Source organism: Veillonella sp. 3627, assembly GCF_003992195.1.
GTDB lineage: Bacteria > Bacillota > Negativicutes > Veillonellales > Veillonellaceae > F0422.
The window spans coordinates 43,154-67,116 of record NZ_RQVG01000011.1 but is presented as its reverse complement, the minus strand read 5'-3'; the positions used below and the strand labels follow the sequence as shown (position 1 = coordinate 67,116).

The window sequence follows — 23,963 nt, the reverse complement described above, 5'->3', positions numbered from 1 at the left end:
ACACAGTATGCCACCAGAGTTAGAAGAACCGCATCAAGGGCTTGGTTCAAGACAGAAAAAACGTATTATAGGAGTCAAACCAGGTCAGTTTGTGAAAGGCCTTGACGGGTTAAAGGGATTAGCCATTCTAGGCGTCACGATTTTTCATTTATTTCCCCATGCAGCCAGTGGCGGGTTCATGGGGGTTTCCCTTTTCTTTGTATTGTCGGGATATTTATTAGCTTTCACCACGAATCAACAATGGAAGTTGGGGAATTACAGCGTTTTAAAATTCTTTCAACGTAGGGCAGAGAGGATTCTCATCCCTTTAGTGTTGATGGTGTCAGTAGTGCTAGGATTGTGGCATTTGCTATTACCTGAAAAACTAGCGGGCATACGCCCAGAAGTGATTTCCATTTTGCTGGGCTATAATAACTGGTGGCAAATCGCACAAAATGCGGACTATTTTACCCGTTTATTAAACACATCGCCATTCACCCATATGTGGTTCTTAGGGGTAGAAATTCAATACATTGTCATTTGGCCAATTCTATTTTGGATCTATACAGCACTGAAAAGACAATGGAGTTATACCATCGGTCTAGTATGGATGTTGGTGTTAGCATTAGGTTCCTCTGTCATTATGCCTCTACTATATACAGAGGGTATGGACGTATCTCGTTTTTATTACGGCACAGACACACGGCTATTCGCATTGCTATTGGGTGCCTTTTTGGGATTGCACCGGAGTGAACAAAAACTATATCCTTTGGGCACTATGAAAGGAAATGTTATCAGCAGTGTACTCCTACTGGTAGGTATCATTGTAACAGTGCTAGGGTACATCTATTTAGATGGGCAAAGCCCTTCTCTTTACACCTATGGCATGGTAGCATTTACTTGTCTATTTGGGTTCATGGTGTGGTTAGTAGAACGTCCTAACACGCCACTTGGAAAACTGGTTGATGTGCCACTCCTTGCATGGTTTGGTAAACATAGTTATGGATTATTTTTATGGCAATATCCAATGATTTATCTCTTTGAACATATGGGTTTCATGGAATATTTTGCATCACCTATAGCCTACTATATCGTCTTAGTATCGGCTATCATAGGCCTTACACTTTGGTCTGAAGCGGTGACGAATTGGTGTGTCCGTCAACATAGTGTCCGTGCCATTGTGGATGTCGTTCGTTCCTACTATGTGAAAGTTGTTTCTATCGTGGGGGCTGTTTGTATTGTCCTAGGCATGTATGCATTTGCCACAGCATCAGAAGAGAAGCAACAAGACGTGACTGAATTGCAAGTGCGATTGGCGAAGAATGCAGAATCCCAAGCTGCAGAAAATGCGAAGGTAATCGATTTGTCTACTGTCAGTGATCCACAAGATATGGTGCATATGGCAGCCATTGGTGATTCCGTCATGCTTGGTTCCGCGCATGCATTACGAAAGGACTTTGCAGGTATACAAATTGATGCCAAAGTATCTCGCTATGTAGGAGCAGGTTTAGGGATTGCAAAGCAAATGGATGCTAAGCAACAATTAGGCAATGCGGTCCTTATTGGCCTTGGTACGAATGGTCCCATTACAGGCTATTATGAAGATGAAACAAAAGCATTGGTGCAGTATTTAGGGTCCAATCGTCAGATTTTCTGGATCAACAATTATGCGCCAGGCATCCAATGGATTGAAGCCAATAATACATACTTAACTAAGCTTGCCAAAGAACATCCGAATGTGCATATCATCGACTGGGCTAGCCTAGCAGCAAAACATCGTGACTGGCTTGGAGATGACGGTATCCATCCGAATGATACAGGAGTGAAAGAATACTCTAAATTTATCCATGATGAAGTAAAAAAAGTATTGCTCCAACAAGAAGAAACAAATAAAAAACAGAAAAAGCGCTAAGCACTTATCTTACGATAAGAGGAATTAGCTAGACATGCCAATATATAAGGGTTGTAACAATATGTAGATTCTACATCTTTGTTACGACCCTTTTTTGATTAATTACTCCTAAAATAGCACTACTAGTCAACGTTGACTGGTAGGAGTGTTTTCTAGGGCTTTAGAGGGTGCATAGAGAAATCCTAAGTACGCAAGTAAAGGAGGTGAAATTATGTACCATGTGGAGATTGAGCTGGATCATTTCTTTCAGCGTGCCTATGAAAGTGGAGCCAGTGATATGCATTTTGATACCTTAGAAAAAGAGGTGCAAGTACGATTTCGTTTGGATGGTCGTTTGCAAGAGATAGCTCGGATTCCCATGCCAGAAGGTGAGCAGCTGATGAATCGTTTGAAAGTGTTAGGGTCTTTAGATATTAGTGAAAAAAGATTACCTCAAGATGGGCGGTATGTGTGGACTCATGGAAATCACTCAGGAACGATACGTATGTCTTCCTTGCCGTCTGTGTATGGTGAAAGTCTTGTATGCCGACTCTTTTGGCATGATGAACAAATAAAATCCTTAGAAGAATTAGGGATGCCTGCTCATATCAGTGCAGAGGTGCGCAGGTTATTGGCACGCCCACATGGATTACTGCTTGTGTGTGGGCCTACAGGGTCTGGTAAAAGTTCTACCTTGTATGCATTATTACAAGAACTTAATGGAGAAGAGGAGCAAATCATCACCTTGGAGCATCCAGTGGAACGTATCGTAGAAAAAGCTGTTCAAATTGGTGTACAGCCACAGATTGGTATGACTTTCAGTAAGGGATTACGTGCTATTTTACGGCATGACCCAGATACCATAGTAGTTGGTGAAATTCGTGACCAAGAAACGGCGCAGCTAGCGGTACAGGCTGCACTTACGGGGCATCGTGTGCTCTCCACAATTCATACGAACCATGCCCTAGGTGTGGTGGAACGATTGGTGGATATGGGTGTAGAAGACTATCTTGTACGTGCCACCTTGACCGGTGTTATCTCGCAACGATTGGTACGAAGGCTAGTAGATGGAGCGTATCATGGTCGTTGTGGATTGTATGAGTTACTAGCCATTCCGAACCATGATTGCCATTGGCAACAGCTAGATTCCTATCTGCTTTGTTCTTTGGAAGAGTCAGCTCGGCGAGCCATCGAGGAAGGTTTGACTACGGAAGAAGAGGTACTTCGTGTGGGGGTAGTACTATGATTTGGTCACAAGTATTACACGAAGCTATCAAGCGAGGAGCTACAGATATTCATGTACAAAGTGGTACGGTCTTTTGGCGCTTGGGCATGGACGTAGTACCTACAGAGTACCACTTATCTGATGAAGACATGCTAACGTTTCTAACCGACCAAGTACATACCATATCGGATACTATGATGTCCTATGATGGAGCCATGACCTTTGAAGGCTTACGCATTCGGGTTCATCTATTCCGTTGGCGTTCTGGTTGGGGCGGTACCTTACGTATTTTATATCCCCCTAAAACAGGGCTAGATACATCGGAAGAGGGCAATTTATTGCGCCGTATATCTTCTTTCAAAGAAGGTTTAGTTATTATCGCTGGTGCTACTGGTTCAGGAAAATCTTACACTCTTACCTCTTGTTTAATGCACATCAATGAAAGTATGCGTCGCCATATTATTACACTAGAAGACCCCATAGAATATGTATTGGACCATCAACAGTCCTTAATACATCAACGGGAATTGCATACACACTTTCATCATATGGCAGATGGTATTCGAGATGCATTGCGAGAAGATCCAGATGTGATTTTAATCGGTGAGGTACGGGATAAGGAAACATTGGAAGCGGCACTACATGCGGCGGAAACGGGGCATCTCGTATTTGCTACCTTGCACACGCAACGTGCTACTATGTCCATTAATCGGATGATTTCCATGTTTCCAGCACACCAACAAGAGGAAGTGCGGACACAACTTTCACAGATATTACGAGCCGTCATCTGTCAACGACTGGTTGTTATCGACGATAGATTTATACCGGTACGAGATATTTTAATTAATACCCCTGCAGTGGCTAACTTGATACGGCAACGAAAGGAGCCACAAATCGTATCCATACAAGAAACGCAAAGGCCCATGAAAACACTGGAAATGGCAGTTGCCGAGTTAAGGTCAATCTATGGTTCATCGCCAGTGTTAGAGTCTGTATTACAGGTAAATTAGTGGAGAATATCTATGAGTTGGTATACGTATGAAGGATTTACGACGGATAAAAAAATAGTGTCAGGCAAAGTATGGGGCGACTCTGAAGAGGAAGTGCAGGCAAAGCTAGCCTATCAATCGATAACACCGATTCATTTGGAATGTGTTGTTGTGAAGTCAAGAAAACAGCAATGGAAAGCAGCTCATATGATTCACTTTGCCTATCGATTACATATGTTGTTGGGCGCAGGTATTTCTTTACGAAAAGCCTTGGATATGATGGTCAATACAAAAGGGGCCACTATTCCTTATGGAGATATTCGTGAAGATGTAGGACGTGGTATGGCACTATCAAAGAGTTTATCCAAGTATCAGTGCCCTAGCATTGTCACCACTATACTGCAGGCGGGGGAAGCATCAGGAACCCTAGTTGAATCGTTAGGCATGATTCAAAGTATGTACGAAGAAGAGCATCGATTACGCCAACAATTAGTATCAGCCATTACATACCCATCATTTTTGGTGGTACTTATGATAGTATTTGTAGGCGTTGCAGTGGGTTTTATTTTACCGCAATTTAAATCAGTTTTTGAGAGCATGCAAATTGAATTGCCACCGCTTACAGCAGCTCTTTTTGCAGGAGGTACATGGTTACAACAAAAAGGGGTGTATCTCCTGATTACCTTGCTAGTATTCGGTATGGTTTTCTGGAAATCGTACGAACGAGAATCTGTGAAATTCAGTGTGCATCGTAAGGTTTGGCTATGTATGGCACAAAGGGAATGGCTTATGGCGTATACGATGGTACGCATGTGTCAGATTTGGAAGCTACTTTTAAAAAGCGGTATACCTTTGTTACAACTGTTGGATATGACAGAATCGCTGTGGGGCAACCGCTGGGCAAGTGCGCTACAAAAAGAGGTGAAAACTCGTATTTCCCAAGGGCATGGATTTACGGATTCATTAGAAAAGGTGCAATTAGGAACTTCTTTTTTATGGGATTTGCTTCACATCGGAGAAGAAACGGGTGACCTAGAAAGTATGTTAGACCAAGGGCATGCGTATTATAAGGGGATTTTGGACCGGACTGTGAAACGAGGAGAACAATTATTAGAACCTATTATGCTTAGCATTATGGGCAGTATAATCGCTTTACTTGTGGTAGCGGTAATGTTACCGATGTTTAATTCAATTTCAGCCATTCAATAGGAGGAATTATGGAAGCAGTACGACAACGTTTGTCTTTACGACAACGGAAGCAACAAGATGGATTTACCTTAGTGGAATTAATGGTTGTGGTAGCAGTCATTGCTATTTTAGCATCCTTGGCAATGCCACAGTTTTTAAATGCTTCAAACAAGGCGAAGGAAGCGAAAATTAAATCAGATGTTACAACGATTTCTAATGCAGCACAGTTGTATATGATGGAACAATCTACCGATACAGTACCTACGGTAGAGACATTGTACAAAGAAGGCTATTTAACAGAACATGTGAAAACTCCTAAGGGTGGAGAATATACAGTCACCAGTGTACAAAATGAAGGCGGTAAAGGTAAACATATTGCTGTCACTGCACCTGATGCGGCTAATTAATTAGTTGAAGGAAGAGGGAAATATGGAGTATGTATTAGGAGGTATTGCTGGTATCACAGGAGTTGCAAGCCTCTATCTCATTGTTTCTTGGACCTATATGAAAACACATAGTATGTGGTGCCTTATGTCCATTTTTGCTCATGTCATAGGGACAGTAGGGCTTTGCTATACCTATCAAGTTGGATACATTACGAATATCTATGAACTGGCACTTCTTTATATGCTGGAGGTAACGCTCTTTTGGGGATCAACCATCGATAAGCTATATTACATTCTTCCCGATGAGGGAGCTATTCTAATTTGTATATGTGGATTTGTTTACCAGTGGATAGGTAATGGTGATGTATTGATGATAGTAGTCAATGCCCTCTGTATGGGCGGATTGTGGTGGTCATTGCGGTGGTTTAGCCGTGGTGGTGTGGGATTAGGTGACATCAAATGGTTGATGGCCATTAGTTGTTGGCTCACATCAGTGGAATGTTTGGCATTATGCGGACTTTCCTCTGTCATTGGCATCTTGTACAGTTGTGTGTGGCGTGTTACATCTCCGAATCATACCTATATTCCCTTTGGTCCTTCTTTCAGTATGGCAACTATATTACTATTCATATGCCCTGTAGGGGGGTGGCTTTAGTGAAAAGCCAAGAGAATATAGAAGGGTTCTTATTAGTGGAAGTTTTACTATATATGACTATTTTTTCTCTTGTTATAGGCATGGTCTTATTATTACATAATGAAGAGCAACGAGAGTATCATGTATTTGATCGAGAAGGTCGTATCTTATTTGCGCATGTGAAGCGTATGCAACTTGCCACTTTGTATGGAAACTTACAGAATAATAATGGTGTCAATCGTGTTGTCCTAGAGCGTATGCGATATGGATATATTAATACAAATAACTCTTTAGTGTACCGTAATTTACCAGAATCTATGCATATCGAATTTACTGGAACTTACCCCAGTATTCGATTTACAGCTCATAAAGGAGTTGGGAAAGTATTTACTGTTACATTAGTAGATGATCTAATTCGCTATAAACGTACATTCATTTTTGCCCGTCAATCAGGGCGTATACGTTGGGAGGAATCAAAATTTTGAAACTAAAAGAGGAAGGATTTCTCTATATGGATGTATTAGCTTCGCTGTTTGTAATGAGTCTATTATGTTCAACTTTATTCGTACTCATGATGAGCAGTATCCAACAATATGGAAAAATGATGGAAGAAGATAGAATATTACAAGCTATGATTTTGTATATGGAAGAGGGGAAGGCTAGTTGGGCATATGGACAGATTCCGGAGTCTGGTGAACCACTAACTGTGGGAACGACTAATTTTCAGCGCAAGACAGAAATAAATCAAGAAGGAGTACGTGTATTGACGGTAATAGCCTATCGTCATGGTGAAGAAATACATCGGCTCACTACTTATTTATTGCCTTCTAGCCAATGAGATACACCATCAAGATGACGAAAGATACAAACTGAAAATATGGTGCAGTTATCTGATATAGATTAAAAAACGAATTGTTATGATTTCGAGATAAGTATATAAAAAATTGTGATGTGCTATGGCGAGGTAAAATGCATGGGTATGGTATTACGCTTGAAAAAGACGAGGACTTTTTGTTGGATACCCAAGGGTAAGCAGGGAACAGCAGGATTTTTACTGGTAGAAGCAGTATTAGGAAGTCTGTTATTAATGACCATCATAACAGGATTTTTCTTAATCACATCACATAGTGTGAAGTGGATACATATGTTGCATCATCGTCATGAGTTGCTGTTAGATGCTAGGTTTAGTCGTATACAGATTATGAATCGCCTTCGCTATAGTGAGAAAAGACCGATAGTTAGTAAAGATGGGTCATGGTTAGTATCTCCATCAAACTGGAGGATACGCGTCTATCAAGATGCCTTTGTGACCATGTTATCTGATGGACAATTGCAGGATATTACAGAAAATGAAATTAGTCCCAAGATTGGAAAAATACATGTGTTTCCGCAAGGGTCTACATTTTTTCAGGAACGATCAGATGGTCTCGTTGACTTACATTGGTATTCAGAGGTACGTCCCTATTGGCGGCGAGATCATATTCAACTTATGGAAGGTGGACAGAACCGATATCATGTACAGACAGGCATTCTGCCGTATGCCACCTATCTTCAGAGATTACAACATATAGCAAAGTAAGTTGGTACTTTGTCATAATAGATAGAAATACCGCATATGAGCAGAAATACTAAGGATACATGTTAATATACATAATCTATCTATAGGGTTATGAATTATGTCAGAAGCCGTAAAAATATATACAAAAAAACAGTTAGTTAGAAATAGATGCTTGTAGAGCACTTATATTAGGTAATGTATGCGAGGTTAACTATTATGTTGCGCTGGAAAGGGCAAAAGAGAAATGGCTTTGTATCATACATGATATTACTAATAGCGATGATAACCATTGGTACTTGGGTGGCTTGGCTACATACGATGCAGATTACTTATCAAAGCATGATGGATGAATATCGTTTTGTTCGATGTCAATATGGTATAGAGCGAGGCATAGTATTAGGTACAAATAAAAAATTCTTTTTAGCTCATCAAAAGGAAATAACTGGTAGTGGTTCACCGAAATATGTACTAGAAGAAACGGATACGGAACGGATTGAGGCTATTTTATATAAAGAACAAGAAGAGCAACTTTATTGTTTACGGCTCTTATGTACTGATGTAGGAACAGAAACGAATATAAAAAAAGATGTATACATTAAGACCATATATAAAAATGACATATTAGAGACGATACAAATAGAATGGGTCAGAGAGTAAGGAGGTTTGTAGTGAAAAGTAAACGAGTGATGGGTATTGCCATTGGACATGATGAAATTGTTGGGATAAAAGCCTACAAAATTGAAGGTACTATTGTGCTAGAAGATATAATCGTTCAAAAACGACACAGTAATAAGGGAACTGATGTGAAAGAATTTTTTGAATATTATGGAGAAGTTGGTATATCTATTGGTTGTGTTTTTGAATCGTCACTTCAATCAGTATACATGGAAACACCAATGATGCATAAAATAGATCAGTACTTATTTGCCCACCGCGAGGGAAAACGAATCTTTCAGAATGAAGATTTCCCTAACGCTATCGATTTTGCCTCTAGACCAGGTACAACGGAGGAGCTAATGTGTATGCTCATCGTAGCCTTAGAACGAAAACAAGTGAAACAGGTGGCGCAAGGGATTCAACAAGGCGGAGGAGATCTTCGTGTTATCGATTACTGGCCAGCACCTCTTGCGTTCAGCCGTGGTCGAGAATCGTCTATGCTTTGTATCACCCCAGAGGAAGATAAGGTGCAAGTATCTTTATGGAATGATAAATTCTGTACGGCGCATACCTTAGTGTCATTAGATGTGAACGAAGTATTGGAAGCCTGTAAAACGGTCTATGAAGATAGTAAACAATTTCAGGTGCCCTATCCTAAGGGAGCTATTGTAGTTGGTTTTGATGAAACAAGATCTAAAGCCTTTGAGACTATTTTAGAAACCTATGGAACAATCGATCAGGTACCCCTTCATATAGTAGATAAAGGAGAAGGTTATAACCCACAGAATATAAATCATGAAATGGCATATGGTTTAGCAATTAGGTTACTTGTCGATGGAAAATAAAGAAAATCTTAATTTTATAGAACCGGATATACAGTGGGTGTGTTGGTATATTCGGTACAAAAATATATGGTGGGCCCTATTAGCTCTAGTGATCATTATATTAGTGGGTTCTGTGGCGATAGGCACAAAAGCATATATACAGTATCAAGACATTGTAGAGAAACAGAAAGAGATAATATCTCGCCATATTGATGCTAAAGAGGCTCATAGTGTATATGATTCTATGATTCATGAGAATACAAAAGAAGAACCATTGCCACAGGGGACGTTGAAGGAATGTATATATGTATTAGATACATCGAATACATATCACATTCAATTGGTCGAGTGGTCTACTATGAACCAATGGTATATAGAAGCTAAAGGAAGCAGTGAAACTGAATTGCATCAGTTTAGTTCAGTGTTGAGTCGATTAGGAGGTCACCGTCATTATGATGAAGTGGTGGAAAAAGAATCCGGAACTGCACTATACCGTAGTCGTATTACAGCCACTATGGAAAGCCTTACCAATTCCCAAAAAAAGTCTGCTTCTAGTCGTTAGTGTGTACTGTTGTGTAGTGGTTACGGGTATTAGTATGATGGTGTACTTTCAAGGAGAAACGAAACGAATCTCTGCAGAGATTGATGAAGAGATACTATCACAGGAGGCAGAAACAACATTTTTAAACAGTGAAAGCTATCAATTTATAAAACAATTAGATGACAATGTGTTAGACCTAGAAGGCTTGTATCATTTAGTATTGTCCTCTATAGGAGACACACCTTTAGTGGTGGTCAGTACGCACAAAGAAGCAGAATCCCTAGATGTGGTAGTGCAAGGGTCTACCCTAGATATGGTGCAGTGGCTAGTAGGGATGCAAAAGGTACATCCTACCTTGCGTTTTAGGATAGAGAAAATTATTCACTCACAAAGTGTGACTACTTTACAATGTAAGATTTATGAAAATACTAAAAATTAGTCCTAATGGTTTGTCAAAGTATAGTCGAGTATAGTAAAATAAAGTTAAAATTTACTACTAGATGGAAGAATGAGATATTATAAAATATGAAAACGACTATCAAGAGAAACATTATCCTCATTGGTTCTATGGGGAGCGGAAAAAGTCACTTAGGTCGAAATTTAGCGGATGCCAAAGGCTGGCAGTTTGTTGACACGGATCGAATATTAGAAAAACGATATAATATGCCTATTGCTGATATTTTTAAGACAATAGGTGAAAAGGCATTTCGTCGTGCAGAATTTGAAGTAATTAAAAAGGTGGCCATGTATCATGAAGCGGTGATTTCTGTAGGTGGAAACTTCCCTATTGACATGCGTACATTACGATATATGCAAAAATACTCTTTTATTGTAGGTATACGCGCTTCACATTATCGGATTGTAAATCGTGTCAATCGGTGGATTGGTAAGCGACCGACTATGAATTATGATGATGTATCTGGGTATGTAGCATGGATGATGCGACGGTGGAAACCCTTATATCGTAAATGTGACCATGTGTTAGATACTACATACAGTCATACTGATGAATTGGTGACGAGTATTGACGGATCCATAAAGTCTAAAGGCATATATTTTAAACGGCGAAAAGTACACCAAGGTGAATAATATGAAACGTATAGCTATTTTAACAAGTGGTGGAGATGCACCAGGAATGAATGCAGTCATTCGTTCTATCACAAGAAGTGCAATATATGAAGGCCTCGATGTAGTAGGAATACAACGAGGCTTTTTGGGCGTTTTAGAAGAAGACTTTATTTCTTTGACTCGGCGTAGTGTAGGGAATATTGTGAACAAGGGAGGGACGATTTTAAAATCTTCCCGTTGTCTTGAATTTAAAGAACCTGAACATCAACAAAGAGGCTATGATAATTTACGTCGTCATGGTATTGACGGATTAGTCGTTGTTGGTGGAGATGGTTCTATGTGTGGTGCTAAGGTGTTGTCTGACCTAGGATTACCTACGGTGACAATTCCAGGCACTATTGATAAAGATATGAATGGTACCGATTATACAATCGGCTTTGATACAGCTCTTAATACCATCATTGATGGGGTGAGCAAAATTCGTGATACCTCTACAGCTCATGATCGTGTAGCTATTGTAGAAGTGATGGGACGACATGCAGGTCATATTGCTGTGTACGCTGGCGTCGCATGCGGTGCTGAGGTGGTACTGACACCAGAGGTGCCAATGACATTAGAAGAGGTAAAAGAATCATTAGAAAATACTACTCGTAATGGTAAAAAGAATAGTATTATTATCGTTGCGGAAGGAGCCTATAGTGCTTTTGAAGTGGCTCAATATATTAAAGCACATACATCCTATGCACCCTCTGTGACAGTGTTAGGTTATTTACAACGTGGTGGATCACCGTCTGCTTATGATGCATTAATGGCTGCTCGCTTAGGAGAGGCAGGAGTACGTGCCTTGTTAGAGGGACATACACATCATCTAATAGGGGTTCATTGCAATCATATTGATGCGATAGCCTATGAGGAAGCTGTAATATGTGAGTATCCTTTAGATACTTCTTTATACCAATTAATACGAGTATTAGGACAATAATTTCATAGTTGTTTTGCTATTGTATTGTATAAGATAAAGAAAACTAACTTTAGTTTTCTTTTCTTTTTATCCTCTATCTATGGTATGTTTTGTTTTATACTATAGTAAAGGGCTACTTATAAAAGGAAGCTATCAGCAGGCGTAAACCAGTTTAAGGAGATGAAAGTCTATACTATATGTTGGAGTTGGGGCCTATTAGAGTAAGGAAACACCATTTTGGTGGCATTCTATATGTAATCGATGGACAAAAGGAGATATTTTATGTGGAAAAATAAAAAATTATGGATTGCCATTGTGGCTATCTTAGTGGTAGCTATTGGTGGATGGCAATGGTATAGTAGTAGCCAAACAAAAGAGGCACCTACCTATACAACGGGAAAAGTAGGAAAAGGTAGTATTTCATCTACTATTAATGCAACGGGAACGATTAATCCTGTTCGTTATGTAGATGTATCTACCAATATTCCTGGCAAATTAGAATCTGTTTTGGTGAAAGCCAATCAGCATGTAACAGCAGGTCAGGTCATCGCTACTATTGATTCTCGTCAATTACAGGCTTCTGTAGATAATGCAAGGGCCACACTCAACCAAACAGCCACAGATTTGGATCGATACCGTACGTTAGTGTCACAAGGCGCCATTTCACAGCAAACCTATGATAATGCCTTAGCAGCCTATGAAAAAGCAAAAGCTAGTTATGATCAAGTAGCAGCAAACTTAACAGATAGTACTATTACAGCTCCTATGGATGGGACCATTATTGGAGAACCTTTGAAAGCAGGTCAAACTATCGCCACTGGTATTTCTACACAAATGATCATTGCCACTATCGCTGATTTGTCTGATTTAGAAATTTATTTAACAGTTGACGAAACAGATATTGGAAATGTAAAAGAAGGTGCCAAAGTAGATTTCACGGTCGATGCGCATCCTGGTAAGACTTTCACGGGTACTGTTAAAAGTATTTCTTTAGGTACAAAAGGTAGTATGGGAACGACCAGTTCATCCGTAGTGTATTATACAGTGCGCGTAGCAATTCCTGCTGGTGATGTAAGCCATTTCTTTCCTAGTATGACCGCACGTGCTACGATTCATGGAGAAGAACGACAAAATGTATTGGTAGTTCCATTGGCTGCTGTTCGTTCTGATAAAGTGGGAGAATTTGTGTATGTCATCAAAAATGGTAAGCCTCTTAGAACCAGTGTAAAAACTGGTATGACTGGTGATTCTACAATTGAAATTATTTCTGGAGTAGAAGAAGGTGATGAAATCATTATCAGTGGTGATGTAAGCACGACAAAAAAACAACAACAGAGGGGGCCATTCTAATGGAAACTCCAAAAAAAGCAGTCATTACCTTGGAGGGGATTACGAAAACCTATGTGAATGGAAAGTTAACGGTACCAGTATTACATGGTATTGATTTGTCCATTTATGAAGGGGAGTTTACCTCTATCATGGGACCTTCAGGATCTGGGAAGTCTACGTTTATGAATATCTTAGGATGTCTTGACAGACCTACCAGTGGTTCCTATCGATTAGATGGAGAAGAAGTAGCCCATCTGGGGGACGATGAATTGGCCTATGTACGAAATAAACGAATTGGGTTCGTGTTCCAAAGTTTTAATTTATTGCCTAAATTAACGGCTCTAGATAATGTAGCATTACCGATGGTCTATGCAGGAGTGTCTAAAGCAGAACGTAAAGCTAGGGCTAGTCAGTTATTGATAGATTTGGGGCTCGGTACTCGGTTGGATCATATGCCAGCAGAATTATCAGGGGGACAACGACAACGTGTTGCTATTGCGAGGGCATTGGCCAATGACCCAGCGATTATTATGGCGGATGAACCTACAGGTAATCTTGATTCAAAAGCAAGTTTAGATGTGATGCATATCTTCACAGAATTATATCGAGAAGGGCGTACCATCATTTTAGTCACCCATGAGCCAGATATTGCTGAATATGCAGGTCGCAATGTGGTTTTAAAAGATGGTCTTATTGTAGAAGATAGAATAAATCCCCATATGAAAGGATTGCAGGTAGGAGGTGAAAGCCATGTATAAGGAAGGTTTCTTAATGGCTTGGTCATCTCTAATAGCCAATAAGATGCGATCATTATTGACGATGCTAGGTATCATCATTGGTGTAGCTGCGGTGATTGCATTGGTATCCATTGGATATGGGGTTCGTCAACAAATCACAGAATCTATTTCCAGTTTGGGTAGTAATCTATTAATGGTTTATCCAGGGGCTCCTAGAACACCAGGGGTACGCCCGGTATCTGGTGCTAATAAAACGTTAAAAATGGGCGACTATGAAGCTATTTCGAAGATGAATAGCGTGCAAGCAGCTTCACCAGTAGCAGCTAATTCGTATTTGACTGTGTACATGAGCAAGAATTGGACCACAACTGTGAATGGTGCTAACGCTGACTTTCAGTATGTGAATAATTGGACTATGAAATCAGGTCGTTTTATTACAGATAGTCAAATTGAACGCCGTGAACGGGTGGCAGTTATAGGTGCCACAGTGGCAAAAAACTTGTTTGGTAATGAAGATCCTATTGGTAAGGATATTCGGATTCATAAAAATTCGTTTAAAGTAGTAGGTGTCCTTGATGAAAAGGGTTCTGGTACTATGGGGAATGATCAAGATGATGTTATTGTAGTACCGTATACAACTATGATGGAACGTGTGATGGGTGTTGATTATTTGCGTATGATCTACATTCAAGCAAAAGAAGGCGAAGACTTAGAACGGGTGCAAGCAGATATAGAAAATATCTTGCGTGTCCGTCATGGCATTAAAAATCCTGATCTCGATGATTTTAATGTGAACAATATGGCGTCCATTATGAAGGCGGTAGAAGAAAATACAGCTACCATGACCTTATTCCTAGGTGCTGTGGCAGCGATTTCTTTATTAGTTGGTGGCATTGGCATTATGAATATCATGCTTGTGTCTGTTACGGAACGTACTCGAGAAATTGGTGTTCGTAAAGCCTTAGGTGCTACGTATCGTACGATTATTACACAGTTTTTAATTGAAGCCGTCGTTATCTCTCTCGTAGGTGGTGCCATCGGTATTTTAGTGGGGATTGGTGCGTCACAGCTGATTGCTACAGTAGCTAAGTTAAAAACTGTAGTGACCACAGGACCTATTTTATTATCCTTTGGATTCTCTATGACGATAGGTCTTGTATTTGGTTTATATCCGGCTAGAAAAGCAGCTAAGTTAAATCCTATTGATGCCTTACATTATGAATAGCTGATTAAATACCAATATGTATAGGAAACTAGACCTATTATATATTGGTATTTTTCATTTTCCCGAGAGAATATGATATAATATATAAATTGAAAGGATGTGTGTCTATGAAAATTAGTCAAGAGGAAATTAAGAATATTGCCTTATTATCCCGATTAGAAATTAAAGATTTAGAGGCTGCTGAAAAAGCCCTCAGTAATATCCTTACCTATGTGGAGGAATTAGAAGAATTAGATTTAACAGATGTAGAGCCAATGGCTCATGCGGTGCCATTACAAAATGTGTATCGTCCAGATGAGATGAAACCATCATTGCCACGTGAAGCGGCGTTACAAAATGCACCTGAAGAAGAGAATGGGTATTTCAGAGTACCTCGTGTTGTACAGAACTAGGAGAAGATACATGACTCTTTTTGAATTACATCAAAAATTAGTAAATAAAGAAATTTCTGCCCTAGAGCTTACAAAAGCTGTATTGGCACATAAAGGTAATGTAGAGCCAACAGTACATGCGTACTTGTCTGACTCTCATGAAGCGGCATTAGCACAAGCAGAGGCTGTAGATGCAAAAATCGCCAAGGGAGAAACTATTTCGCCATTAGCAGGGATTCCTGGGGCGATTAAAGATAATATTTGTACAAAAGGTGTGGCCACTACATGTGGATCCCATATGTTGGAAAACTTTGTGCCTCCGTACAATGCTACTGTTATCGAAAAATTACAAGCTCAAGATGCTGTTATTTTGGGTAAGTTAAACATGGACGAGTTTGCTATGGGTAGTTCCACAGAGAATTCTGCTTTAGGCAAAACGACAAACCCATGGAATCCAGATTATGTTCCAGGCGGATCTTCCGGTGGTAGTGCAGCGGCGGTTGCCAGTGGTAGCGCTATTTGGGCATTAGGCTCCGATACAGGTGGATCTATTCGTCAACCAGCATCCTACTGTGGCGTGGTTGGTTTGAAACCAACCTATGGCAATGTATCTCGCTATGGATTAATTGCTTATGCATCTTCGTTGGACCAAATTGGCCCTGTGACAAGAGATGTACGTGATGCAGCCATCGTGTTGAATGCTATTACAGGCCATGATTTCCATGATTCTACATCCATCCCAGGAGATCGTGTCGATTATACAAAAGCTCTTGTGAAAGATGTAAAAGGCTTGCGCATCGGTGTGCCTAAAGAATATTTTGGTGAAGGTTTACATCCAGAAGTGCGTGCAGCTCTGGAAAAAGCTATTGAAACGTATCGCAATATGGGTGCCACTATTGTAGATATTTCCTTGCCAACTACAAAATATGCCTTGTCCGCGTACTATATCATCGCTTTAGCAGAAGCTAGTTCTAACCTAGCTCGTTATGATGGAGTTAGCTACGGCCTTCGCGTGCCAGCAGATAATTTAGTGGAAATGTCCACTAAAACTCGTACGGCAGGCTTTGGTGAAGAAGTACAACGCCGTATCTTGTTAGGGACTTATGTATTGAGTTCTGGTTATTATGATGCATACTATTTAAAAGCTCTAAAAGCTCGTCGTTTGATTAAAAATGAGTTTGATGCAGCATTCCAAGAATGTGATGTATTATTAACACCAACCGCTCCGAATACAGCTTTTAAATTTGGTGAAAAAATCAACGATCCATTGACTATGTATTTAGAGGATGTATGTACAGTGCCAGTTAACTTGGCAGGTATCCCAGGTATCAGTATTCCTGCTGGATTTGGTTCTAATGGTATGCCAATCGGTATGCAATTATTGGCGCCTGCTATGGGTGAAAGTACATTGTTGCAAGCAGCCTATAGTTTTGAACAAGAATGTCCTGAATTTACAAAAATGCCAACTATAGGAGAATTGAAACTATGAAATATGAAACAGTCGTAGGCCTTGAAGTTCATACTGAACTGAAAACAAATTCAAAAATTTTCTGCTCCTGTACAACGGCCTTCGGGGGCGACCATAATACACATGTATGTCCAACTTGCTTAGGTTTACCAGGAACAATGCCTGTATTTAACCAAAAAGTGTTGGAATATGCTATCAAAGTCGGTTTAGCATTAAACTGTGAAATCGTACTATTCAATAAATTTGACCGCAAAAACTATTATTACCCAGATTTGCCTAAAAACTGGCAAACTTCTCAATTTGACTTGCCTATTTGCGTAAACGGTCATCTTGATGTAGAGGTGAATGGTGAAACTCGTCGCATTCGTATCAACCGTATCCATATGGAAGAAGATGCTGGTAAATTAGTGCATAGTGGTGCTACTATTTCTAGCTCTGATAGCTCCAATGTAGACTACAATCGTACAGGTGTACCATTGTTAGAAATCGTATCAGAACCTGATCTTCGTTCTGGTGAAGAAGCGCGCCAATATGTGGATAAAATTCGTGCTATTGTACAATATTTAGGCGTATCTGACGGACGTATGGAAGAAGGTAGTTTGCGTTGTGATGCGAACATTTCTATTCGACCAGTAGGGGAAACTAAATTAGGCACAAAAACTGAAATCAAGAATATGAACTCTTTAACAGGTATCCAAAAAGGCATTGAATACGAAGCACTTCGTCAAGCAGAAGCATTGGAAGACGGAGAAACGATTGTTCAAGAAACTCGTACTTGGGACGATAGTAAAGGTATCACTCTTTCCATGCGTAAGAAAGAGAAGGAAAATGACTACCGTTTCTTCCCAGAACCAGATTTGGTACCTATTGTAGTAGACCCTAACTATGTAGAAGAAATTCGTCAATCCTTACCAGAATTGCCAGAAGCGAAACAACAACGCTTCATGGAATCCTATGGATTGTCTAGTGAAGATGCGCGTACATTGACGAGCCAACGTGCTACAGCGGACTATTTCGATGCTGTCGTAGAGGCTGGAGCAGATGCAAAAACGGCATCTAACTGGATCATCGGTGATTTGGCAAAACTTGTGAACGATGCTGGTATTTCTTATGCGGATAGCAAAGTACAACCAAAACAATTGGCTGATATGATTAGCCTAATTGAAAAAGGCACGATTTCTGGTAAAATTGCAAAACAAGTCATTGTCAAAATGTTTGAAACTGGTAAAAATCCAGACAAAATTGTAGAAGAAGAAGGCTTAGTTCAAATTACCGATACAGGAGCTATTGAAGAAATTGTAAAACAAGTTATTGCAGATAATCCAAAATCTGTGGAAGATTTCAAATCTGGTAAAGGTAAAGCTATCGGATTCTTGGTGGGCCAAGTGATGCGTGCCTCTAAAGGTAAAGCCAATCCTGGCGTAGTGAATGAATTGTTGGAAAAACATTTACAAGCTCTATAGGAGTGACTATGAGTCAAGAACAAAAGTATGATGAAGGAACGCGCGTTCTTTCAGAAGAGGAATTGCGTGACTTTGATGGTACAACAATAGATGAAGAGGGGCGTACATATGACGCTCCTCGTTATCAATCTTCTCAACAGGAACAAGACCAATTTCAAACCATTCCTAATATGAAGATATTTTTGTGGAATGCTCTTAGTTGGAAGTGGAAACTAGGCATAGCAGTAGGCGTCGTGATGCTTATTATAGTGTTATTTGCACTAGCTAAATTTATCATTGCTGGTGCCTTTGTGATTATTTTAGCTTGGCTAGTAATGCGCTTGTTGGGAAAGTTATTTTTTTAAATGTAAATACAGAGGTTGTATTACTATGGAACAAACATTTTCATGGAAGCGGTTTGCATGGCTAGGGATAGGAACGTTTTTGTTCTATCTGTTTATGGCATGGGCGCTGCCTGTGACGGATACAGTGGAATCAAACTACGCTTTGTCTGCCGTGACCATGATGAAACATGGAGAGTTTTTGTCTCCTATGATTTATGACATGTATTGGTATGATAAACCAATTATGGCATATTGGGGGCTTATACTGTCCTACTCTTTGTTTGGTATCTCTGATTTAGCTGCTCGATTGCCATCCATTGTCGTTTCTACTTGTACAGTATTAGCGATGTATCGGATGGCTTTCAGTATATATCAAGTAGAACGGATTGCTATGTGGAGTGCCATTGCCCTAGGAACGGCGTTAGAATTTTGGTACATTGGTCATGCTGTCGTGACGGATGGATATTTATTTCTCTTTTCTATGGGTATTTTTTACTATTTATATCGTGGTATCACTGGTGAAAGTCATCGCCATATGGTCTATGCGTATATGTTTGCTGGGTTAGCGGTGCTTACCAAAGGCCCTGTAGGGATCGTGCTACCAGGGATTATTTTAATTCTATATGTGGCCTTGAATCGTCGTATGGATTGGTTCAAATATGTCTTTTCTTGGAAAGGTATTCTTGCTTTTATCCTAGTTGTAGCACCGTGGTATGGATATATGTACTATGTTCATGGTGATGCTTTTATCCAAGGATTTTTAGGGCTACATAATGTGACGAGAGCGACGGTACCAGAGCATCCCGAACATAATTGGTGGTATTTATATTTTGCCTTGTTGCCAGTATGCATGATGCCATGGACTAGCTTTGTAGTTCGTGGTATCAATGAACAGAAACACGCCTATATTTGGTATTGGTCGATTTTTTGGTTTGTAGGAACCGTTCTGTTCTACACGTGTATGGCCACTAAATATGTTACCTATACATTTATTATGCTGATTCCTTTGGCATTATGGGCAGGCATGGGCATTCATGCTGGTATAGAAGGATACAAAGAGCGTAAGATGACATGGAGGGTGTTTACCCTATATGCACTGGGTGGATTTCCATTTTTACTAGGATTAGTCATAGTGGGATTGAGTGTGTCTTTGTCACATAGTGCGTATCTTTGGATTAGTTTGGCAGTGACTTTGTTGACGTTTATTTATGCCGCTAGTAAACGAACAGGGTCTGTCTTAGTGTGCAGTATGGCAACGAGTACGATCATTTTTTATTTAGCATTAGTTCCTAACTTAGTGCCAGTTATGGAAGACCAATCTGGAAAAGTATTAGCCAATGAAGTGATGACATTGGAAGGCACTACGCCATTAGAGGTGTATCAATATGGTAATTATCGTACGTCTTTATCCTATTATTTGGGACGAACTACTTCCTTTATACATTACAAAGAACATGAAAGTGTTTGGGAAAATGGGAAAAATATCATGCCTATGGTGAAACCTACTGACTTGGCAAAAGATACAGAGAAACTATCACGTGCTTTGATTTATGTGCCAAATAAATACGCAACGTATTTTAAAGAAACAAATTTATATGACCAGGTTCAACCTGTAGAAAGAAATTCTCTAGGAGTCTTTTACAAAGCGAAATAATGGTAATTATAGTATTGGGGATGCTCCTAGGGAGTATCCCCAATAAGTTTCTGTTACTATAGGACAGGCGGCATGAGACCTACATTCAAGGAATATTGTATGACTCGATAATAAATGAAGGAGGACAGAGAAAGCGATTCTAAAAGGCTTATGTTTATATACAAAAAATAGATATGAAACAGGCACCAACGCAATAGCTGGTGCCTGTTTTGTGCTTGTAGTAGTTTATTTCGCCTCAGGATCTAAGGACAACGGTTGTGTACCTAACATTGTAGTTAAGTTATTGACATTAAAGCGATAGGCTTTATTGGAGAAATCTCGTGTTACATCATAGTTACCAGATGGAGCATGTATGATGCCCACTAGCATATCATACAATAAGTCATTGGTGAAATATTGTTGTTCATGATTGCGTAGGGTAATTGCTGTTTCTGGATACGCATTACGATATGTAGGAGATAAGTACACCCACATTGGTATCCGTGTCATTCCAAAGTTGAAAATGTCTGGATTGTGAGATGTTTTAATATTTTCTCCGTGGTCAGAGAAATAGACCATGGCTTGTAAGTTTAAGTTATCCTTAGCATAGGTGTAAATTTCTTGTAACAGCCAATCAGTATATAGTTGGCTATTTGCATAAGCTTCAATTCCTTCAGGGTTTGGACCTTGTTTCCATTTGCTGAACTCGTGAGGATATCTATCGTTGTAGTAGATATGACTACCCATAATATGGATGACGATGAAATTATTTTGGTTCTTTGGTACGTCTTTTAAAAGTGGTAACAAAGCGCCATCATATTGATCAGAGAAGGCATAGGATTCATGAGCCCAACGGGGCGTATCACTTGCTTTTGCAATGAGAGAGATAGCTGTATCGTATTCACCATATACACCTTGGTTAGATAACCAAGAGGTGTGATATCCAGCTTTTTTTGCTACATCGATAATGGTTGTGGCATCAAAGAATGGTTTGTCGTCATATTGATTGCGCTCTGTTAAGGCTCTTTCCAAGGTTGGTACAGTCTGCACATAGGAAGAGTAAGCGTGTTTAAAGACATTGAAGTTTGGATTTTGATACAGGGAACCTTGCCATGGAGTATCATCGTAAGGGAAGTCAGGAGTATACATTTTCATGTAATCTCTAGAAGAAGATTCTCCAATGACTAAGATGACAGTACCTGGAGTTTTTTGCGCCGCTGTTTCGGTAGTGCTTAATTGTAAATTGTTAAATACACTAACATGCTTATCATTATAAGATTGCAACTCTTTCATATAGGCTCGAACTTCTAGCCAATTGCTGACAATATCTGTACGAGGGAAAAGGTAATATCCACCATACACGATGAGGGCGATGGATAGAATCCATTTTATATCATCTTGATATCGCTGAAAGAAAGAGGAATAGAACACAGTAGGCTCATCGTTCGTTTGAGCTTTTACATTGGCAAAGTATAAAAGACCAAGTATGATAGCGATACCTATGATAGCCCCTCCGATGCCACCTACGCCGATAATATTTTTTACAAATCCTAAGGCTTCCTCGGGGTTAGTTTGATACAATGCCATCATAGTGGCAGGAGTAATACAATGCCAAGTGGATAGATAGTACCCGATTTGACCAACTGGGATGAGGAGCAATGTTACGTCAAGGATGCTGTATAGAGCAGACCAAATACGTTTTGCCTTTCCCCATTGTAGTAGCCAATAGTGGGTGACACTAAGACCACAGAATAAGACTAGACCAAATAAAAAATCGTTGGCGAATTCGTAGAAGTAAAAAGGCTTTTCATAAGACCAGTGAAATAAGAGGGGGAATGTTAATGCCCAACTGATACCCACTATACCATGACCAATGAGATATCCTTTTGTAAAGGAACTACGAATGATCGATTGTAAGACTGTTAAGCCTACAATGGTAGGAACGAATAAGGTAAGGATATCTTCTATGTCAAACCCTAAAGTAATTGGTTCATAGATGTAAAATAGTGCCACTGCGATGATAGTGGACACGATGGTATACAGTCCCAACTGTTTCCATCTTTGACGATGCATAGTGTCGCCTCTCTTTCTGGGTGTAGCAATTTTCGCCCATTTCATTTATAATACATATAGATACATACGTTGGTATGTCTATGTATTATTCTAACTGTTTCTAATAGGAAATGCAATTTTTTCATACAAGGTGTGGTGAAAGCCATACCTTTATTTTTGGTAGAAAGGAGTTTTCATGAATACCTACGATTTTAAACTGGATATTTTTGAAGGCCCTTTGGATCTTTTATTGCATTTGATTGAAAAGAATCAGATCGATATATACGATATTCCCATTGTGCATATCACTTCACAATATATGGATATACTAAAAACTTGGAATCAATTTGATATTGCCTATAGTAGTGAGTTTTTAGTAATGGCAGCTACTTTGTTGCAGATTAAGTCACGCCTTTTGCTTCCTAAGATAAATCATAAAGATGAAAATGATACAGAAGATCCACGAGACGAATTGGTGAATCGATTGGTGGAGTTCAAACGCATCAAAGAATTGACGGGGCTCCTAGAAGAACGTGTATCCGATGGTTCCTATGTATTTAATAGACCAGAAGAGCTTAGCCAAGTGGGATTAGATCTTGTTTGTACTGTGGAGTGGGATGCTTTAGTGGCGTGCTTTCAGAAAGTGCAAGAAAGGTATCATCGACCTGAGGTAGAAGTCCCTAAAGTGATGATGGAACGTGAAGAATATACATTGGAACAAGGGATTGAAGATGTATTACTAGCGACGAGACATCAACAAGTGCCTTGTATACATTTATTTGCTCAGGCACAGACGAAGGAAGAAAGTGTAGTTACATTTTTAGCATTATTAGAATTGATGAAACGTCAATTATTGCGGATTATAGTGGGCAATCACGATGTATATAGCGTGATTGTAGAAGGTATAGAAGAAGGAGAGGCCCTGTGAGTAGCATTGAATTTCAGCAGTTAGAGGCTGTTTTATTTGCAGCGGCTACCCCTTTAACGGTAGAGACATTAGCAGATATTTTTGAGGTCTATGTGCCAGAAATAGAACAGGCTGTCAGTGCTTACGAAGAAACATTGGTTCAGGAGCGACGAGGTATTCGTATTCGTAAAAGTGCATCGGGCATAGAACTAGTGAGCGCCCAAGAATGCAGTGAATTTGTTACGAAAATTCGCCATAGAGATGAAAAATTATCAGGAGCGGCTATGGAAACGTTGGCGGTAATTGCTTTCAAACAACCTATTACAAAAGGTGAGGTGGAAGAATTTCGTGGTGTGAACTGTGAAAAAGTATTAAAACAATTATTGGCCCGTGACATGATTGTGGAGTTAGGACGAAAGGAAACTATCGGACGTCCTGTGATTTACGGAACATCGGATAACTTTTTAAGGACTGTAGGTGCCAATTCTATTGAAGAATTGCAACAGTCCATGCCTCTTTCAGCGGGGTTATCCATAGATATAGAAGGAGATTAA

Annotated in this window: 26 protein-coding genes; 25 read left to right on the top strand and 1 reads right to left on the bottom strand. The window is 39.7% G+C overall.

Annotation, left to right across the window (positions count from 1 at the left end; translation table 11 throughout):
* Positions 1-7 precede the first annotated feature (7 nt).
* From EO114_RS06740 to EO114_RS06630, 23 genes are all read left to right on the top strand, one after another.
* Positions 8-1,891 (top strand): acyltransferase family protein, encoded by a 1,884-nt coding sequence (locus EO114_RS06740; RefSeq protein ID WP_127062277.1) that lies wholly within the window; start codon positions 8-10, stop codon positions 1,889-1,891.
* A 211-nt stretch (positions 1,892-2,102) separates the two neighbouring features.
* A complete protein-coding gene (locus EO114_RS06735; RefSeq protein WP_127010866.1) occupies positions 2,103-3,116 on the top strand; it encodes a GspE/PulE family protein in 1,014 nt (337 codons plus the stop codon).
* Complete coding sequence (locus tag EO114_RS06730) at positions 3,113-4,105, top strand: type IV pilus twitching motility protein PilT (protein WP_127010865.1); 993 nt, start codon at positions 3,113-3,115, stop codon at positions 4,103-4,105. Before EO114_RS06735 ends, EO114_RS06730 begins: the two co-directional genes overlap by 4 nt.
* 12 nt (positions 4,106-4,117) lie before the next feature.
* On the top strand, positions 4,118-5,293 hold the full coding sequence (locus tag EO114_RS06725) for a type II secretion system F family protein (protein WP_127062274.1): 1,176 nt from the start codon (positions 4,118-4,120) through the stop codon (positions 5,291-5,293).
* A gap of 8 nt (positions 5,294-5,301) precedes the next feature.
* Positions 5,302-5,679 carry a competence type IV pilus major pilin ComGC gene (locus EO114_RS06720; RefSeq protein ID WP_009353863.1) on the top strand — a complete coding sequence of 126 codons (378 nt, stop codon included), beginning with the start codon at positions 5,302-5,304 and terminating at the stop codon, positions 5,677-5,679.
* Between the two features lie 22 nt (positions 5,680-5,701).
* Positions 5,702-6,313, top strand: coding sequence for a prepilin peptidase (locus EO114_RS06715; protein ID WP_127062272.1), 612 nt, complete (start codon positions 5,702-5,704; stop codon positions 6,311-6,313).
* Positions 6,313-6,777 carry a hypothetical protein gene (locus EO114_RS06710; RefSeq protein ID WP_127062270.1) on the top strand — a complete coding sequence of 155 codons (465 nt, stop codon included), beginning with the start codon at positions 6,313-6,315 and terminating at the stop codon, positions 6,775-6,777. The genes EO114_RS06715 and EO114_RS06710 overlap by 1 nt, the downstream gene beginning before the upstream one ends.
* Complete coding sequence (locus EO114_RS06705) at positions 6,774-7,130, top strand: hypothetical protein (protein WP_127062268.1); 357 nt, start codon at positions 6,774-6,776, stop codon at positions 7,128-7,130. Before EO114_RS06710 ends, EO114_RS06705 begins: the two co-directional genes overlap by 4 nt.
* A 135-nt stretch (positions 7,131-7,265) precedes the next feature.
* Positions 7,266-7,871, top strand: a complete 606-nt coding sequence (locus EO114_RS06700; RefSeq protein ID WP_127062266.1) for a hypothetical protein — start codon at positions 7,266-7,268, stop codon at positions 7,869-7,871.
* A 195-nt stretch (positions 7,872-8,066) separates the two neighbouring features.
* Positions 8,067-8,507 carry a hypothetical protein gene (locus EO114_RS06695; RefSeq protein ID WP_206168671.1) on the top strand — a complete coding sequence of 147 codons (441 nt, stop codon included), beginning with the start codon at positions 8,067-8,069 and terminating at the stop codon, positions 8,505-8,507.
* Between the two features lie 11 nt (positions 8,508-8,518).
* Complete coding sequence (locus EO114_RS06690; protein ID WP_127062260.1) at positions 8,519-9,352, top strand: hypothetical protein; 834 nt, start codon at positions 8,519-8,521, stop codon at positions 9,350-9,352.
* Positions 9,342-9,893: a hypothetical protein gene (locus EO114_RS06685; protein WP_127062258.1), complete on the top strand. Its 552-nt coding sequence runs from the start codon at positions 9,342-9,344 to the stop codon at positions 9,891-9,893. Before EO114_RS06690 ends, EO114_RS06685 begins: the two co-directional genes overlap by 11 nt.
* 34 nt (positions 9,894-9,927) lie before the next feature.
* Positions 9,928-10,311: a hypothetical protein gene (locus EO114_RS06680; RefSeq protein WP_127062256.1), complete on the top strand. Its 384-nt coding sequence runs from the start codon at positions 9,928-9,930 to the stop codon at positions 10,309-10,311.
* Between the two features lie 86 nt (positions 10,312-10,397).
* A complete protein-coding gene (locus EO114_RS06675) occupies positions 10,398-10,961 on the top strand; it encodes a shikimate kinase (RefSeq protein WP_009353844.1) in 564 nt (187 codons plus the stop codon).
* Between the two features lies 1 nt (position 10,962).
* Complete coding sequence (gene pfkA, locus EO114_RS06670; RefSeq protein WP_062402363.1) at positions 10,963-11,922, top strand: 6-phosphofructokinase; 960 nt, start codon at positions 10,963-10,965, stop codon at positions 11,920-11,922.
* A 261-nt stretch (positions 11,923-12,183) separates the two neighbouring features.
* A complete protein-coding gene (locus tag EO114_RS06665; protein WP_082717795.1) occupies positions 12,184-13,251 on the top strand; it encodes an efflux RND transporter periplasmic adaptor subunit in 1,068 nt (355 codons plus the stop codon).
* Positions 13,251-13,988 (top strand): ABC transporter ATP-binding protein, encoded by a 738-nt coding sequence (locus EO114_RS06660; protein ID WP_062402368.1) that lies wholly within the window; start codon positions 13,251-13,253, stop codon positions 13,986-13,988. Before EO114_RS06665 ends, EO114_RS06660 begins: the two co-directional genes overlap by 1 nt.
* Positions 13,981-15,192, top strand: coding sequence for an ABC transporter permease (locus tag EO114_RS06655; RefSeq protein ID WP_127062254.1), 1,212 nt, complete (start codon positions 13,981-13,983; stop codon positions 15,190-15,192). Before EO114_RS06660 ends, EO114_RS06655 begins: the two co-directional genes overlap by 8 nt.
* Before the next feature lie 107 nt (positions 15,193-15,299).
* On the top strand, positions 15,300-15,584 hold the full coding sequence (gene gatC / locus EO114_RS06650; RefSeq protein ID WP_126938694.1) for an Asp-tRNA(Asn)/Glu-tRNA(Gln) amidotransferase subunit GatC: 285 nt from the start codon (positions 15,300-15,302) through the stop codon (positions 15,582-15,584).
* Between the two features lie 10 nt (positions 15,585-15,594).
* Complete coding sequence (gene gatA / locus EO114_RS06645) at positions 15,595-17,052, top strand: Asp-tRNA(Asn)/Glu-tRNA(Gln) amidotransferase subunit GatA (protein ID WP_127062252.1); 1,458 nt, start codon at positions 15,595-15,597, stop codon at positions 17,050-17,052.
* On the top strand, positions 17,049-18,494 hold the full coding sequence (gene gatB / locus EO114_RS06640; protein WP_126938696.1) for an Asp-tRNA(Asn)/Glu-tRNA(Gln) amidotransferase subunit GatB: 1,446 nt from the start codon (positions 17,049-17,051) through the stop codon (positions 18,492-18,494). Before gatA ends, gatB begins: the two co-directional genes overlap by 4 nt.
* Before the next feature lie 8 nt (positions 18,495-18,502).
* Positions 18,503-18,838, top strand: coding sequence for a hypothetical protein (locus EO114_RS06635; protein ID WP_009353859.1), 336 nt, complete (start codon positions 18,503-18,505; stop codon positions 18,836-18,838).
* Between the two features lie 25 nt (positions 18,839-18,863).
* Entirely contained in the window at positions 18,864-20,471 is a 1,608-nt protein-coding gene (locus tag EO114_RS06630) for a glycosyltransferase family 39 protein (protein ID WP_127062249.1), read from the top strand.
* A 225-nt stretch (positions 20,472-20,696) separates the two neighbouring features.
* Here EO114_RS06630 and EO114_RS06625 read toward each other — a convergent pair whose 3' ends face one another.
* A complete protein-coding gene (locus EO114_RS06625; RefSeq protein ID WP_127062247.1) occupies positions 20,697-22,523 on the bottom strand; it encodes a phosphoethanolamine transferase in 1,827 nt (608 codons plus the stop codon).
* Between the two features lie 175 nt (positions 22,524-22,698).
* Between EO114_RS06625 and EO114_RS06620 the strand changes: the two genes are divergently transcribed.
* Both EO114_RS06620 and scpB read left to right on the top strand, forming a co-directional pair.
* Positions 22,699-23,430 carry a ScpA family protein gene (locus tag EO114_RS06620; RefSeq protein WP_127062245.1) on the top strand — a complete coding sequence of 244 codons (732 nt, stop codon included), beginning with the start codon at positions 22,699-22,701 and terminating at the stop codon, positions 23,428-23,430.
* Positions 23,427-23,963: an SMC-Scp complex subunit ScpB gene (gene scpB / locus EO114_RS06615; protein ID WP_127062243.1), complete on the top strand. Its 537-nt coding sequence runs from the start codon at positions 23,427-23,429 to the stop codon at positions 23,961-23,963. Before EO114_RS06620 ends, scpB begins: the two co-directional genes overlap by 4 nt.

Excerpts from the sequence above, each read along its gene's own strand:
- EO114_RS06675 (WP_009353844.1), top strand. The coding sequence starts at position 10,398 with ATGAAAACGACTATCAAGAGAAACATTATCCTCATTGGTTCTATGGGG.
- EO114_RS06635 (WP_009353859.1), top strand. The coding sequence starts at position 18,503 with ATGAGTCAAGAACAAAAGTATGATGAAGGAACGCGCGTTCTTTCAGAA.
- EO114_RS06720 (WP_009353863.1), top strand. The coding sequence starts at position 5,302 with ATGGAAGCAGTACGACAACGTTTGTCTTTACGACAACGGAAGCAACAA.
- gatC (WP_126938694.1), top strand. The coding sequence starts at position 15,300 with ATGAAAATTAGTCAAGAGGAAATTAAGAATATTGCCTTATTATCCCGA.
- EO114_RS06620 (WP_127062245.1), top strand. The coding sequence starts at position 22,699 with ATGAATACCTACGATTTTAAACTGGATATTTTTGAAGGCCCTTTGGAT.
- EO114_RS06700 (WP_127062266.1), top strand. The coding sequence starts at position 7,266 with ATGGGTATGGTATTACGCTTGAAAAAGACGAGGACTTTTTGTTGGATA.
- EO114_RS06730 (WP_127010865.1), top strand. The coding sequence starts at position 3,113 with ATGATTTGGTCACAAGTATTACACGAAGCTATCAAGCGAGGAGCTACA.
- EO114_RS06680 (WP_127062256.1), top strand. The coding sequence starts at position 9,928 with ATGATGGTGTACTTTCAAGGAGAAACGAAACGAATCTCTGCAGAGATT.
- EO114_RS06725 (WP_127062274.1), top strand. The coding sequence starts at position 4,118 with ATGAGTTGGTATACGTATGAAGGATTTACGACGGATAAAAAAATAGTG.
- EO114_RS06740 (WP_127062277.1), top strand. The coding sequence starts at position 8 with ATGCCACCAGAGTTAGAAGAACCGCATCAAGGGCTTGGTTCAAGACAG.
- EO114_RS06685 (WP_127062258.1), top strand. The coding sequence starts at position 9,342 with ATGGAAAATAAAGAAAATCTTAATTTTATAGAACCGGATATACAGTGG.
- pfkA (WP_062402363.1), top strand. The coding sequence starts at position 10,963 with ATGAAACGTATAGCTATTTTAACAAGTGGTGGAGATGCACCAGGAATG.
- gatB (WP_126938696.1), top strand. The coding sequence starts at position 17,049 with ATGAAATATGAAACAGTCGTAGGCCTTGAAGTTCATACTGAACTGAAA.
- EO114_RS06695 (WP_206168671.1), top strand. The coding sequence starts at position 8,067 with ATGTTGCGCTGGAAAGGGCAAAAGAGAAATGGCTTTGTATCATACATG.
- EO114_RS06665 (WP_082717795.1), top strand. The coding sequence starts at position 12,184 with ATGTGGAAAAATAAAAAATTATGGATTGCCATTGTGGCTATCTTAGTG.
- EO114_RS06630 (WP_127062249.1), top strand. The coding sequence starts at position 18,864 with ATGGAACAAACATTTTCATGGAAGCGGTTTGCATGGCTAGGGATAGGA.
- EO114_RS06660 (WP_062402368.1), top strand. The coding sequence starts at position 13,251 with ATGGAAACTCCAAAAAAAGCAGTCATTACCTTGGAGGGGATTACGAAA.
- EO114_RS06625 (WP_127062247.1), bottom strand. The coding sequence starts at position 22,523 with ATGCATCGTCAAAGATGGAAACAGTTGGGACTGTATACCATCGTGTCC.
- EO114_RS06735 (WP_127010866.1), top strand. The coding sequence starts at position 2,103 with ATGTACCATGTGGAGATTGAGCTGGATCATTTCTTTCAGCGTGCCTAT.
- EO114_RS06715 (WP_127062272.1), top strand. The coding sequence starts at position 5,702 with ATGGAGTATGTATTAGGAGGTATTGCTGGTATCACAGGAGTTGCAAGC.
- gatA (WP_127062252.1), top strand. The coding sequence starts at position 15,595 with ATGACTCTTTTTGAATTACATCAAAAATTAGTAAATAAAGAAATTTCT.
- EO114_RS06655 (WP_127062254.1), top strand. The coding sequence starts at position 13,981 with ATGTATAAGGAAGGTTTCTTAATGGCTTGGTCATCTCTAATAGCCAAT.